Origin of the sequence: Gordonibacter sp. Marseille-P4307 (genome assembly GCF_900604965.1) — a bacterium.
Lineage (GTDB): Bacteria > Actinomycetota > Coriobacteriia > Coriobacteriales > Eggerthellaceae > Berryella.
This window is the reverse complement of sequence record NZ_UWPD01000001.1, coordinates 691,410-704,740: the sequence shown is the minus strand read 5'-3', so window position 1 is coordinate 704,740 and position 13,331 is coordinate 691,410. Positions and strand designations below refer to the sequence as shown.

At 61.8% G+C, this 13,331-nt stretch carries 12 protein-coding genes; 3 read left to right on the top strand and 9 right to left on the bottom strand.

Annotated features, from left to right (window positions below; all coding sequences use genetic code 11):
• Nucleotides 1-90 precede the first annotated feature (90 nt).
• The 7 genes from EIH26_RS03125 to EIH26_RS03095 all read right to left on the bottom strand — a co-directional run bounded on the left by EIH26_RS03125 (nt 91) and on the right by EIH26_RS03095 (nt 7,054).
• Nucleotides 91-762, bottom strand: coding sequence for a TrkA family potassium uptake protein (locus EIH26_RS03125; protein WP_124060738.1), 672 nt, complete (start codon nt 760-762; stop codon nt 91-93).
• A 7-nt stretch (nt 763-769) separates the two neighbouring features.
• On the bottom strand, nt 770-1,429 hold the full coding sequence (locus EIH26_RS03120) for a TrkA family potassium uptake protein (protein WP_124060736.1): 660 nt from the start codon (nt 1,427-1,429) through the stop codon (nt 770-772).
• Between the two features lie 99 nt (nt 1,430-1,528).
• Nucleotides 1,529-2,317: a CMP-2-keto-3-deoxyoctulosonic acid synthetase gene (locus tag EIH26_RS03115; protein ID WP_124060734.1), complete on the bottom strand. Its 789-nt coding sequence runs from the start codon at nt 2,315-2,317 to the stop codon at nt 1,529-1,531.
• A 212-nt stretch (nt 2,318-2,529) separates the two neighbouring features.
• Nucleotides 2,530-3,408, bottom strand: coding sequence for a PspC domain-containing protein (locus EIH26_RS03110; RefSeq protein WP_164470962.1), 879 nt, complete (start codon nt 3,406-3,408; stop codon nt 2,530-2,532).
• Nucleotides 3,409-3,452: 44 nt separating this feature from the next.
• Nucleotides 3,453-4,340, bottom strand: a complete 888-nt coding sequence (locus EIH26_RS03105; protein WP_241152739.1) for a hemolysin family protein — start codon at nt 4,338-4,340, stop codon at nt 3,453-3,455.
• Nucleotides 4,341-4,604: 264 nt separating this feature from the next.
• A complete protein-coding gene (gene cydB, locus EIH26_RS03100; RefSeq protein ID WP_124060729.1) occupies nt 4,605-5,645 on the bottom strand; it encodes a cytochrome d ubiquinol oxidase subunit II in 1,041 nt (346 codons plus the stop codon).
• Between the two features lie 2 nt (nt 5,646-5,647).
• Nucleotides 5,648-7,054 (bottom strand): cytochrome ubiquinol oxidase subunit I, encoded by a 1,407-nt coding sequence (locus EIH26_RS03095; protein WP_124060727.1) that lies wholly within the window; start codon nt 7,052-7,054, stop codon nt 5,648-5,650.
• 383 nt (nt 7,055-7,437) lie between these two features.
• On the opposite strand from EIH26_RS03095, the gene EIH26_RS03090 reads away from it, so the two are divergent.
• Genes EIH26_RS03090 through EIH26_RS03080 form a run of 3 tightly spaced genes read left to right on the top strand, consistent with a single transcriptional unit; the run spans nt 7,438 to nt 11,319 of the window.
• The gene (locus tag EIH26_RS03090) at nt 7,438-8,133 is read left to right on the top strand and encodes an ATP-binding cassette domain-containing protein (protein ID WP_164470961.1); all 696 of its coding nucleotides are present in this window, start codon (nt 7,438-7,440) and stop codon (nt 8,131-8,133) included.
• Nucleotides 8,134-8,136: 3 nt separating this feature from the next.
• Nucleotides 8,137-10,710: a YhgE/Pip domain-containing protein gene (locus tag EIH26_RS03085; protein ID WP_124060723.1), complete on the top strand. Its 2,574-nt coding sequence runs from the start codon at nt 8,137-8,139 to the stop codon at nt 10,708-10,710.
• A 21-nt stretch (nt 10,711-10,731) separates the two neighbouring features.
• Nucleotides 10,732-11,319, top strand: coding sequence for a TetR/AcrR family transcriptional regulator (locus EIH26_RS03080; RefSeq protein ID WP_124060721.1), 588 nt, complete (start codon nt 10,732-10,734; stop codon nt 11,317-11,319).
• On the opposite strand, the gene EIH26_RS03075 is transcribed toward EIH26_RS03080, so the two are convergent.
• Together EIH26_RS03075 and EIH26_RS03070 are read right to left on the bottom strand one after the other, a co-directional pair.
• On the bottom strand, nt 11,311-12,162 hold the full coding sequence (locus EIH26_RS03075; protein ID WP_124060719.1) for a phosphorylcholine transferase LicD: 852 nt from the start codon (nt 12,160-12,162) through the stop codon (nt 11,311-11,313). The two genes, EIH26_RS03080 and EIH26_RS03075, sit on opposite strands and share 9 nt — an antisense overlap.
• A 2-nt stretch (nt 12,163-12,164) precedes the next feature.
• Nucleotides 12,165-13,301, bottom strand: a complete 1,137-nt coding sequence (locus EIH26_RS03070) for a glycosyltransferase (protein ID WP_124060718.1) — start codon at nt 13,299-13,301, stop codon at nt 12,165-12,167.
• Nucleotides 13,302-13,331: the final 30 nt, after the last annotated feature.

Sequence of the window (13,331 nt, the reverse complement as noted above, 5' to 3'; positions counted from 1 at the left end):
GCTTGAATCATGCTTCGGGCGCGCAAAGCGCCCCGTAATACCTCGAACACCGACTCGTTCGCACGGCCGGGTTTTCGCGAACGAGAAAACCTACAGGCTCCTCAGCATATCGCGGACGTCGTCAACGGCTTCCTGGTCGGCTATAACGATCGCGCGATCACCGGGGCGCACCACCGTTTCGGGACCAACCACCTCGATGCGATCGGACAACGCGACCGCCGCGATGATGCTGCCGTCCGGCATATCCAGGTTGGCTACCGGCACGCCCTCGTCTTCGGCATGGCTGCGGAAACGCGGCACAACGATTTCAGTGAGCAACACGTTGCTGTGCGTAAGGGACGTGATGGTGCTCATCGAACCGAGCAGGGTCTCTTCTTCGATGAGATTCGCGATAAGCTGGGTGGACGAGACGCTCTCGATCCCCAAAGTGCGGAAGATGCGCTGGTTTTTCGGAGCGTTCACGCGCGCGACGGCGCGCGGCACCTTGAACACGCGCTGCGCGATCTCGCAGGCAACCAGGTTGTTGTCATCCTGGCCGGTGGTGGCGACGAACACGTCGGCGCGGCGGATACCCGCATCCTCCTGGCTTTTCGAGTCGCAGCCGTCCCCCACTATAACGAGATAGCGGCCCGAAAGCAGCATGGACAGGCGATCGGCCACATCGGCATCGCGTTCGATGATGATGACTTCGTTTCCGCTGGAAAGCAGCACGGTGGCAAGGTACTCGCCCACTTTTCCGCCACCCGAGATTACTACGCGCATAGCATTCCTACCCCTGTATGTACATGGAAAACTGATCGATAAGCTCGTGGCGGACGCATGCCAGAACGGTATCCCCGTGATACAGCACCGAGTCGCCCGTCGGAATGGACGAGGCCGATCCGTCGGCGCGCTCGAACGCCACGATGCGAATATCGTGCACGCGCTCCATCTCGGAAACGCGAATGGTTTTGCGGTCGAGATGCTTGAGGTTCAGCGAGAAGCGCAGCACCTCGTATTCGCCGAACGTGTCGAGATGGGCGCCATGTCCCGATACCGTCTTGCCGAACACCTCTTCGGCCACAAGAGACGTGCCGCACACGTAATCGATTCCCAGCTGCATGTAGGCGCGCTCGTGATCGGAGTTGTACAGGCGCGCGATGACATGGGGCACCCCGTACAGATGGGTGGCGACCTCGGTGACCATGAGGTTGGCCGTGTCGGACTGGGTAACTGCGGCAAGCACATCGCAGTCTTCGATCCCCGCCTTCACCAGGGTGTCTTCATCGAAGCCGATGCCCTGGACGGTTGATCCGTTGAAGTTGCGCCCCAGGTTGGCGAACGCCTCGGCGCTCTTGTCGATGACGCACACATTGCTCCCGTTGTCGGAAAGCATGTTGGCAAGCTGCGAGCCCACGCGTCCGCAGCCGACCACGATGATGTTGCTCATGCGAGCCCTTTCGAGACGAGGGAACGAAAACAGACCCGAGCGGTCGCTCGGGTCCATTGTCGCACATCGGGTTACCTTGTCAGCCGCAGTCGAAAAAGCCTAGATGCTCTTCATCGACGCCAAAGTGCTGGCATACCAGTGATCGGTGTTGGGCGGACAGTATTTGGCGGCGGCCCCCTTGGAAAGCGTGTAGCCGTACCCCTTGGCCAACCCGGCAACGTGGGCGCTTACCGACTCGTCGAAGCTGATCCAGCTCGACGCACCCCAACCCCAGGCGTTATGGGGAAGGAAGCAGATCGCACCGCGCGAGCTCTCGGTTTTGGAAATAGCGGGCGACCAGCGCGGGTCGACTCCGTTATCCCAGGCGGCCTGCGCGAAGTTATCGCCCTGGCCCGCCAGCGGAGATCCCGCAAGGAACACATCGATGCGCTTCGCCCATTCCTCGACGAACACATCGTGGCCCACCGTCCAGTCCACCTCGGACAAGCCGATGGACGCCCCGGTAGAACCTTGGGATGCCATGGCGCTGCGCGCGCGATTCAAACCAGCGGCGTCTTCGGCGGCCTTCGCCTGGCGCTCGGCTTCGGCCGCGGCGTTCTCCTCTTCCTCGATGGCGAAAACTCCGGCGTCGATGTTGCGCGGGGACGACTGGGAAAGCGTAGAAGCTCCGTACGACGCGTCGGCGGCCTCGGCCGCGAAATCGCCCAAAGGAGCAGGGGAGGCGGAGCTCAGCGCGGCCATCTCGATGCCGAACCGATCCGCCTGGGTACTTCCGCTGTTGGCGGATGCAACGTTAAGGCCGATCACCCCTACAAGGGCGACAGCGGCGACTGCGCCGGCGATGGAGCTTGCCGCAACGCGCCTTCGTTGCCTGGTCGTTGAAGCCATTAGGCGTTGTTCCTCTCTGTATGCAAGCACCCGAGCGCACAATGCCCTCCCGCGCGAACCACGGGGTCAGCTGAGGGTCTGTTTGGGAGGTGTTTCAGCTGAGTGCGCATCTGAAGCGATTGCGTATGCAGAGCGATATTTTACCGTAGATGGACGGCGCGGCCAACAATTCCGGCGGCGCCTCTCCATAAACCCTGCGGATTCTGTTCGCCTTAGAACAGCCAGACCGAGCCATCGGAATTGACGGCGACCACGCCTCCGCCGATATGCGAGAAGTCGATGCATTCGAGGCTTCCCGGCACCGCGAAGAAAAACACGCCGGCGATCACAAATACGCCGTGGAGCGCCACCCCTGCCAGCATAAGCGGGGTGGACCGTCGGCGATACCCTGCTCCGAACAGGTAAAATGCAGCAATTACCACCGGCCACAGCGCGATGATGTCGTTGAGCCAGGTAATGAGCGACAACATACCCAGGGTTGTAGGGGTAAGGCCGCCGCCCAGCAAAACCATCGACACGCCGAACAGGTGCATGGCCGAGCGATTGGCAAAGTCGCGCAGCGGCAAGACGATCAGCACCACACCGAACGCGATCAGGAGAAGGGGCCAGAACTGCCACCACGCCGCCCCGGGGAAAAACGGCATGCCCAGCGATACCACGACCGCAAACATAGCCAGAAGCCCGATGGCGATCCCCGCGCGGGCCACGGTGGGCAACGACCTCCGATCGCGATCGAACAGATCGTCGTCTAAAGAACGCGGGCGGAGCACATCCCCCCACCCCATAAGCTTTCGAGGCGATCCGGAATGCCCGCACCCGCCCTCATGGTCGGAACCCGAACCGACGATCTCGCCGTATCGATCCGAATGAGCGAACTCGGGCACCACGTCGAGGACCGATGAGGAATCTTGGCGTTTGGGTATGAAATACCACAGGGCGAGATACACCGCGCCGACTAAGCCGACGCTAACCACCATCAGCACGACAGCGATAAGGCGAACCACGGCAGCGCTTGCCCCCAGCGCCTCAGCGCATCCGCCGCAAACGCCCGCTATGATGCCATCCTCGCTTCTGAAAAGCTTTTTCTCCACCGCAAACCTTCCACGCGCCCGAGGCGCGTCACGCTTTGGGGATGCTAGCAGCCGCGAACGGACTCGGAAGCGCCGTCATCGGCGAACGCCTGCGCTTTCGATGCGGCATCCCTGGATACGCGCAGCATGCGGATGCGGCGCCGACGCATACCCTCCACCTTGAAGCGATAACCCTCGATGGTGAGTTCGCGCCCTACCTGGGGGACCACGTCGATCATATCCATAAACCACCCGGCAATGGTGTCGTACCCCTCGGACTCCCGCACCGGCCAGCCCAGATCGCGGGCTTCCTCCACCGTGAACCGTCCATCGACGATCCACTCGGTATCCGAGACCGCCACCAGGTACGGGTCCTCCGCGTCCGTCTCGTCGATGATCTCCCCTACGATCTCTTCGACGATATCTTCTATGGTAATTAAACCATCGGTGCCGCCGTACTCATCAACCACCACGGCTATCTGTTGCCTATTCGTTTGCATCTCCCTGAGCAGCGGAAACATGTCCTTCGATTCGGGAACGAAGTAGGGATCGGTGGCGAAATCGGCGGCGAGCGCATCTCCCTGGCCTTCGACGCAAGGCTGGATGAGGTCTTTCAGATGAACGATGCCCACCACGTCGTCGAGATCTTCGTGGAACACCGGAAGGCGCGAGTACCCCGTGCCGAGCATGCGGTCCAGCGCGTTTCTGGCGGTTTCGGTGTCTTCAACGCAGATCATATCGACGCGCGGCGTCATAACGTCGCTTACCACCAGTGAGTCGAGATCGAGGATCTCCCCGATCATGCGCTTCTTGTCGTCGATGATGTTATCGGTTCCGGTAACAAGGGTTTTTATGTCCTCTTCCGAGACCTGCGCGCGGCGTCCGATCCCCCATGCTCTCTTGAGACGGGAGAGAAGGCCCGGATCGGGCTCTGATTTCGCTGAAGGATTCATATTCCCCACTTTACCAGACCAAACCTCCCCGATCGCGCTGGACGCCCTCCCCTTTCGGCGAACCCTACGAGGAATCCACCGGGAAAAGTACGCGGAGCCGACAGGCGAACCCAGCGCGCAAGCGCCCCGATGGGAAGGACCCCCGAACCCCCATCGCATGCAAAAGGCCCCGCCGCTTACGCGACGGGGCCCTCGAATACCCCAGATCGGTTCTCCGAAACGCTCAGGGGCGCCAAAACCGCTCACTCGGGTCGGGAAAACAGCCTAGTAGCCGCCCTCCAGATCCTCGTCGGTGACGCGGCCCGCAAACAGGCGGTACGTGACCACGTGATAGGCAAGCACCAAAGGCACGCCCACGCACGTGATGAGGGTCATCCAGAACAGCGTGGAATCGGCGGCCACGGAGTTCGCTATGGTCAGCGCAGGACCGATGCTGTCGGCCGAAGCGACCACCAGATTCGGGAACATCGAGGTGGCCAGCAGGAACACAAGCGCGAACGCGGCAGCAGACTGCAGCACGAACACGGGAAGATCGGCCTCATCGCGAGCGGCCAACACGAGCGACCCCACCAGCGCCGCCACGAACAGCAGGACGAACACCCAGCGCAGAACGCCCAGAGCCGGATCCATGGCGGGCTGGATCACGAAGTGCCCGTACACGGAAACCAGCACGAACAGCACGCATGCCGCGATCTGCAGCGGGCGACGGATCGAAACCGAACGCTTGCGCAGGTCGGAGCCCATCGGCGCCTTGAGAGCAAGCCAGCAGGCCCCCGCAGCGAGCATCATGGCAAGACCCAGCAGGCCGCAAAGCAGAGTGAACGGAGTAACCAGGCCCAGCAACGGAACGCCGATGTAGTTGCCGGCCGCATCCATGGGAATGCCCGCGTAGATGTTGCCGACGGCAACGCCCGTAAGCAAGGCCGGGAACAGGGAGCCTACGAAAAACAGCACGTTCCACACCTTCAGCCACGCAGGATCGCGGTGGGCGAACTCAAGGCCGACCACACGCAGGATCAGGCCGAACAGCACCAGCATAATGGCGAGGTAGAAACCCGAGAACGTGGTGGCGTATGCGGGCGCGAACGCCGCGAACAAAGCGCCGCCCGCGGTGAGCAGCCACACCTCGTTGCCGTCCCAAACCGGTCCGATCGCACGACGGGCGATCTCCATCTCGTGCTCGTTTTTAGCCACGAACGGAGCCAGGATGCCGATACCCAGATCGAAGCCATCGAGAATGAAATAGCCAGCGATGAGCAGGAAGATCAAGAAGTACCAGAGTACCTGCAAGAAAGTGAAGTCCATGCTTACTCACCGTCCTTTGCAACAGCGTCGTGCAGCTCGACGTTCTGGGGGCCTTCCTTCAGGAAGCGCCCGATGACGCGAACCCAGGCCACGAACAAGAACACGTACACCAGGATGAACAGCGCCATGGTCAGCAGCAACTCGGGAGCCGACACCGACGGCGAAATGGCATCGGCGGTGAGCAGGGAGATCCCATCGGGACCCGTGGTGGAAGGATAGACGACCCAGGGCTGACGTCCCACCTCGGCGGTCATCCAACCGGCCTGGATCGCAACGAACGGGAAGAGGGGGCCGATCAGCATCAGGCGCTGCAGCCATTTCTTCTCAAGCAGAGAGGGCTTCTTGAGGCCCAAAAACACCAGGATCAACACGAGCGCGATCAGGCCGAAGCAGGCCACCATCAGATGGTACGACTGGAAGATCGCGTTGACGGGAATATCGTGCGGATCGAGCGCGCCGAATTTCTCGGTCTCGGACAGCGAGTTCAGACCGGGCATAACCGTGTCGAACGAGCCGGTGGCAAGGAAGCTGGTGCCGCCGGGAATAGCGACGGGCGCGACAACCTTCTCGTTTTCGGCATCGACGTATCCGAACAGGTACAGAGCGGAGGGCTCGTCACCGTACTGGCCCTCCATCGCAGCGAGCTTGGTGGGCTGCTCTTCGGCCACGCCCACGGCGGTGGAGTGAGCCGAAACCAGAAGAAGCGCCGTCGCGATGCAGCCAACCACAGCGCCAACCTTGGCGGTCTTCACGGCGAAGTCCTTGTGACGGCCCTTCAACAGATAGTAGCCCCCGATGGCGATGGACACGAACGCGCCGAGAACCAGCAGGGACAAAACCGTGTGCGAATAGCGCGCAGCGGTGGACGGGTTGAACGCGGCTGCGAAGAAGTCGGTGATGATAGCCTTCGAGCCGTCGCTGGCCAGCTCGGCCCCGGCCGGCGTCTGCATCCACGAATTCGCAATGAGGATCCAGAGAGCGGAGAGCATGGAGCCGCCCCAAACCAGCCACGCGGACACCATGTAGAATCTACGCGACACGCGCTTGCGGCCGAACAGCAGAACCCCCAGGAACACCGACTCCAGGAAGAACGCGAACAGGGCTTCGGCAGCCAACGGAGCGCCGAAGATATCGCCCACGAAGCGCGAATAGTCCGCCCAGTTCGTTCCGAACGAGAATTCCATGGTAATGCCCGTGGCAACACCGATTGCGAAAGTAGTAGTGAAGATCTTCAGCCAGAAATTCGCGGCCGCCGCGTCCTCCTGCTTGCCCGAGCGATAGTGTTTCGTCTCGAAAATCGCAACGATCAGACCAAGGCCGATCGACAGCGGCACGAAGATGAAATGAAACGCTACCGTAAACGCAAACTGGATACGCGAAAGCGTGACGACGTCGGTAAAGATATCCATACTGCACCTCCCCTTTCTTATCCCTTTTCGATTGCTTTCCCCAGACACAAAGCACACAATCGAATTGCACGCAGTAATGCCTGCATCCATCAATTATTCCCGCTTTCCATCGATCCCGCAAGGTCTTAAAAGTATCATTCCCCCAGATCAGAGACATTGAACGATATGTTTTGATATGAATGATAATCACCTGTTTAATCATTATCGAACATTATTGAACATTTTTTACAGTTATGTTTAATTATTGAGTCTGAAATCAGGGAATTTGAGGGCCCTTTCAGGGAATGTGTGCATTTTCTGACTGTTCGGTCATTTTTATAGCACTACTGGACGCCGGTTCTATACTCTTCAAAAAACTGACCAGTCAGTATAAAAGGAGAACCGTGAACGCTCAATCGAAACGCATCGTGCGTGGCGAGGGCATCGCGCCCTATGCCGGAGGCGAGACCGTCCTCAGTTGCCAGGACCTCACCCTCAGCACGCTTCTGGGAACCCCCTACCGTGACGTAAGCCTCGAGGTGCTGCAGGGAGAAACGTTTGCCGTCTGCGGCAAGAACGGATCGGGAAAATCCGCTTTGCTGCTTACCCTTGCCGGGCGCATGAAGTATTCGAAGGGCAGCCTGCGCATCTTGGGCTACCGGCTTCCCCGTCAATCGTCGAAAGCGCAAAAGCACGTAGGGCTCGGACTGTTCAAGGGGCTCAACGACCTTCCGAACACCCAAAAGGCGGTCGATGCCGTCGCGGCTGAATTCGAGTTGTACGGGCGACGGCCCGCTAAATCCGACGTGATCTCCTATCTCGCAGAATGGGGGCTCGACGGCGAAGCATCGAAAACCGTGGGCGAGCTCACCTCGAAAAAGCTGACCGAATTGGGAGTCGCGCTGGCCTGGGTGAGCCACCCCGACATCATCGTGGTCGACAACATCGAAAGCGAGCTGACGCTCGACCAGTCCTTCTCCATCCTCGAAAACATCAAGCGCTTCTCCAAAGCCCGCAACGTCACCATCCTCGTCGGCGTTCTCGAGCCGGAGCTGGCCGAAGCGGCCGATAACGCGTACTACCTCAGCGAAAGGAGCTAGGCTGTGGCTTTCAAGGGTTTAAGGTTCGCCGTGTCCGAAGTGAAAAACAGCATGTCGGGCGGCGTCATGAAGATCGTGATCGCGGCCATCGGCGTGATTCCGCTGCTGTACGGAGCGCTCTACCTCTATGCGTTCATGGACCCTTACGAGACGCTGGACACCGTGCCCGTCGCCGTCGTCATCGAAGACGAAGGCGCGGTCGTCAACGGCGAGCAGCGCAACGTCGGACAGCAGGTAAAGGAGCGGCTGCAAGAATCCGACCAGGGATTCCAGTGGAATTTCGTCGATGCGGACGAAGCCGAAGAGGGTCTTCGAGATGGCGCGTACTACATGGTCGCCACCATCCCGTCCGACTTCACCGACAAGATCGGCTCCGCCGAAACCAGCACGCCCGAACACGCCAGCATGCTGGTGACGTATAACGAAGCCACCAACATGCTGGCCTCGCAGCTGGGCTCGAGCGCCTGGAAGCAGGTGCGCAGCCAGGTGAGCGAAGCCGTGGTGAGGGAGTACTGGGAAACCGCCTACAACAGCATAAACAGCGGGGCCGACGATCTGGGGCAGGCCGTCGATGGCGCCCGACGGATATCGGACGGAACCCAAACCGCGCAAGACGGGGCGAACCGGCTGACCGACGGGGCGTTCACCCTGCATACCGCCCTCGGCACCCTGGCAGACGGCCTGGACACCCTGTCTTCAGGCGCGGGGGAACTGAAAAGCGGAACGGGGTCGCTGGTCGCAGGGACATCCCGCCTTCAGACCGGGGCCGATCGGCTTTCAGACGGGGCGAACCAGGTGGCCGCAGGTGCCGGCGAACTGAAAAACCAGGGAACCGCAAACGTGGCGCACGGAGCCGACCAGCTGAGGACGCAGGGAACCGCGCCCCTGTCCCTTGGCGCCGACCAGCTGCGCCAGGCGACCGCGGCGCTTCCCACCTCCGATCAAGTCGCGCGACTGCAAGCGGCCGACAACCAGCTTAAGGGCGGTCTCTCTTCCCTATCGGCCAAGGTGGGAACGTCCTCTGACAGCGATTCGACCACTCTGTTCGGCGGCATCAACCAGCTCGGCGATGGCGCCCAACGCGTGTCCTCCGGAGCTAGCCAGCTGAAAGGCGGTGCCGATGCGCTCGCATCCGGCATCGGGTCGTCGGGCGACACCGGAACATCGACGCTTTACGGGCTGAGCAACAGCGAGTCCGCAGCCATCGACGCAGCGCTTGCGGCGCTGCAGAGCTCGGGTAGCACCGACGCGGCAACGCAGCAGGCCATCTCCTACCTCAAGGGCGCTCAACAGGCGGCGGCGGGCGTGAAGACCGCCGAGGAAAGAATCGCCGCGGGCGCGACCGGCCTGCAGTCGGGACTGGGCGAACTTTCCACCGGAACCGATGGCATCTCCCGGGGCCTGGCGTCGCTGCAGACGAACATGAACGCGCTCTCGGGTGCGACAACCCAGCTGAAAGACGGATACGAAACGCTTTCAAGCGCGGTTTCCCCCCTGATCTCAAACGCTCCCGCCCTCAAAGCGGCCATAGGGCAGCTGGCAGACGGCGCCGATCGATTGGACGCCAAGATGCAAGCGCTCGCACAAGGAGCGGGCGAGGTTGACGCGAACATGCAATCCCTCGTTTCGGGAAGCCGCCAGGTTGCCGACGGCGCAGAGGGTGCTGCCGCAGGCGCAACCGAGCTCGCCGACGGCGCGGCGAAGCTCGACGGTGGGGCCTCCAAGTTGGCAGACGGCGCCCGAGGCGCCTCCGACGGATCCGGAAAGATCAACAGCGGGGCGGCCGCCTTGGCCGAAAACGAGCAGAAGCTCGCCGATGGCCTGGGGGATCTGACGGACGGATCGGATGAGCTGGCATCGGCTCTGGCAGATGCGCAAAACTCCATGCGCATCGACAACGTCCCGGCGCGGGCCGAGATGATGAGCTCCCCGATCGATTTGAACGAAAGCCACTACACCGACGTCCTGAACTACGGAACCGGATTTGCGCCCTACTTCATCTCGCTGGCCCTGTGGGTTGGCGCGCTCATGGTGGGATTCATCTTCAGACCGCTGAACAACCGCCTCATCCTCTCGGGAGCCCATCCGGCGATGGTCGCATTCTCCAGCTTCATGCCCTTGGCGGTTATGGCCATCATCCAGGCGCTGCTGCTATTGACCACCCTGCAGTTCGCCCTGCATCTCCAGATCGACAACGTTGCGGCGTTCTATCTGATCGGCATCTTGGTCGCCCTCGTGTTCGCAGCTCTGATGCAGCTCATATTCGCGGCCTTGAAGGTACCGGGACGCGTCGTGGCCATCGTCTTCCTCATGCTGCAGCTCACCAGCGCCGCAGGGACCTTCCCCATCGAGATGACGCCGCCGTTCTTCCAGGCCATCAACCCGTTCATGCCCATGACGTACTCGGTCGCATCGCTGCGCCAGGCCATGGCCGGACTGGACGTCGCCGCCATGCTGAGCGCCGCCGCCGTCCTGGCGGGAATCGGCATCGCCAGCTTTGCAGGCACCGTGCTGGTCGCGCGCGCGAAGCGCAACGTGGTCATGACCGACCTCCATCCCGTCATATCGCTCAGTTAGGATCTTGGCTAGAATAGGCGCATGATGAAGAAATCCGAACAGACCAGAGGACGGCTCCTCGAAGCGGCCCTCCGTGTGATCAGCCGAAAAGGGTACAGCGCCGCCACCGTTGACGAGATCGTCAAAGAGGCGGGCGTATCCAAGGGGGTTGCCTACTATCACTTCAAAAGCAAGGAGGAGATAGGAAACAGCATCCTCGATATCCGCACCGAGCAGATCTTCGAGGATCTGAAATCGTGCGCGGTCGAAAAGGATGCGGCCGAGGCGCTGGCCGCAATGCTGGGCAAGTTCGTGGACATCGCCTTCGACGACCGGTCGTTCACCCGCTTCCTCATGAACGAGCTGTGGCGCGAGGGGCGCACCTGGTCGACCGACATGCGCCAGAAAATCGAAGCGATCATCGAGCTTTTGGCCGAGCAGGTTGAGCGCGGCAAAGCCGACGGCCTGTTCAGAGAATCGCTCGATCCCACCTTCGTGGCCAACGGCATCCTGGGCCTCATCATCACCGACACCCTGTACGCCACCGGACCCGACGGCGAGCCGACCGTTTCGAAAGACCAGTTCCGAGCGCGTATCGCCGACTTCGTCAGCCACGCGCTGCTACGATAGGGCCCGCGCCCCCCCTTCGCCTAAATCCAGCACAAGCGGGGCATGGTTGCGCCGCGCCTCGACGGGCGGCAGTTCCGTCCAGCCATCCCCGTACATGATCGACAGATGGCGTTCGGGATCGGCCGGGCCGAAGAACTCGCACCCCTCGAACGAAAGGGGAGAGACGCGGTCGAACCCTTCGGCGGGAAGGGTGATCGAGGGCCACGCGAGGGTGGCGTACTCGCGTCCCGGCGACTCGAGCCCCCGCGCCGCCTCGCGCTCGAACCGCTCGACCAGGCGCCGATGGTCGGACGCAAGCCCTAAGACCGCATGGGCAACCCGGCAAACCGCCTTCTCGGCTTCTCCCAGCGCCCCCGTATGCGGAACGCCTACACAACCCGAATGAAGCAGGTACAGCGTGCTTTGCAGCTGCCGGCAGCGCGCACGCTGGCGCGCCGCCACGCGGGGGTCGGCATGCATGACGTCGTACGGAAAGATATCGATGAACACCCCCTGGTCGAACCCCGCATCAAGCGTCTCCCGAGTATGGAAGCGCGTTCCCGATCTGCACACCTTGCCGAACATGCCCGCCTGCTGCGGACATGTTCGGGGATCCGACACCCGGTAGCGCTCCCCCAGCGCGCGGGGCGCCACCTGCATGAACCGCTCGTAATCGGTGCGCGGCATCCCCAGGTCGATGTCGTCGTCCCAGGGGATGAACCCTCCGTGCCGCATCGCGCCCAGAAGCGTGCCGCCATCGAGGAAGTACGTGATCCCCTCGGCACGGCAGACGCGATCGACGTCCTTCAGTATCTCCAGCTGAAGAAGCTGGAGTCTGCGCAGCATCTCCGGGTCGTAGCGCATATTCACTCACCTTCCGTCCGCTTCGTCGATGCGTCCGCCAAACTACGATAATACCGTTCGAGCCACGCCGCGGTGCGCTCGATATCGAAGCCTGCGGCCCGCACCGCCCGGGCTCCTAGCGCGCGCTCGGGCGAACGCTCGAGCGCGCCGACCATGGCATCGACCCAAACCTGCGGCCCTTGCGTCAAATCGAGCCTGGTCGCAATGCGCGCATCCATCACAGAGAGTTCCGGCACGCCGGTGGACAGCAGCGTGGGCGCACCCGCGGCCTGAGCCTCGATAACCGACACGGGAAGACCCTCTGACAACGACGGGAAAACGAACAGGTCGAACGCCTTCTGCAAACGGGCGACCTCATCGGTCACACCCCAGAACACCACATCGTCCGCGCACCCACTGTCCACCGCGTGCGCCCTCACTTCATCCTCGATCGCGCCGCGACCCACCAGCACCAGCAACGCTTCGGGTACGCGCCGCTTGAACCGCGCGAAGGCATCGATGAGGAAGCGGTGATTCTTCACCGGATCGAAGCGCCCCACATGGCCCACCACCACGCGGTCCGCCCATCCAAAATCTCGCTTTGCCTGCCTATGAGCAGGTTCGTCGCATTGAAACGCCGCTACGTCGATTGCGTTGCGCAGCACCGAGAATCGCTTCCCCCCAACGACCGCACGACCGAAGCGATCGATGCCCGCCTCAAGCGAACAGGCCAGAAACCCGTCTGCCTGAAACCTCACGGGAAGCGACAGAGCGCGAAACGCTACCTCGGTTGGCGAGAGGGGGAAATTCCGCGCATGGCTGTGCGCAATGACGGCCTTTCCCGCCCGACGCGCCTCGGGCAGATAGATAAGCGCGCTGCTTCCGATATGCCCGTGAACGATCTCATGCTCGGGATGACGGTCGAAGAAGTCCCGACACGCCCTGCGGTACGAGCACGCATTCGACACGACGAAGCGCGGCAGCTCCCGAAACACCGATCCGCCCAGATCGGCTATCTCCTCGTCGTAATCGCATAGGCGCTGTTCGTGGACGAGAAAATCGAACTGGATCCGTTCGCGATCGATCGCGCGGTACAGGTTCATGATCATCGTTTCGGCACCGCCGCGATCCATGGCGCCGATCACCTGGAGAACACGCATCTCTCACCTTTCTCGAACCGGACAGGCTCT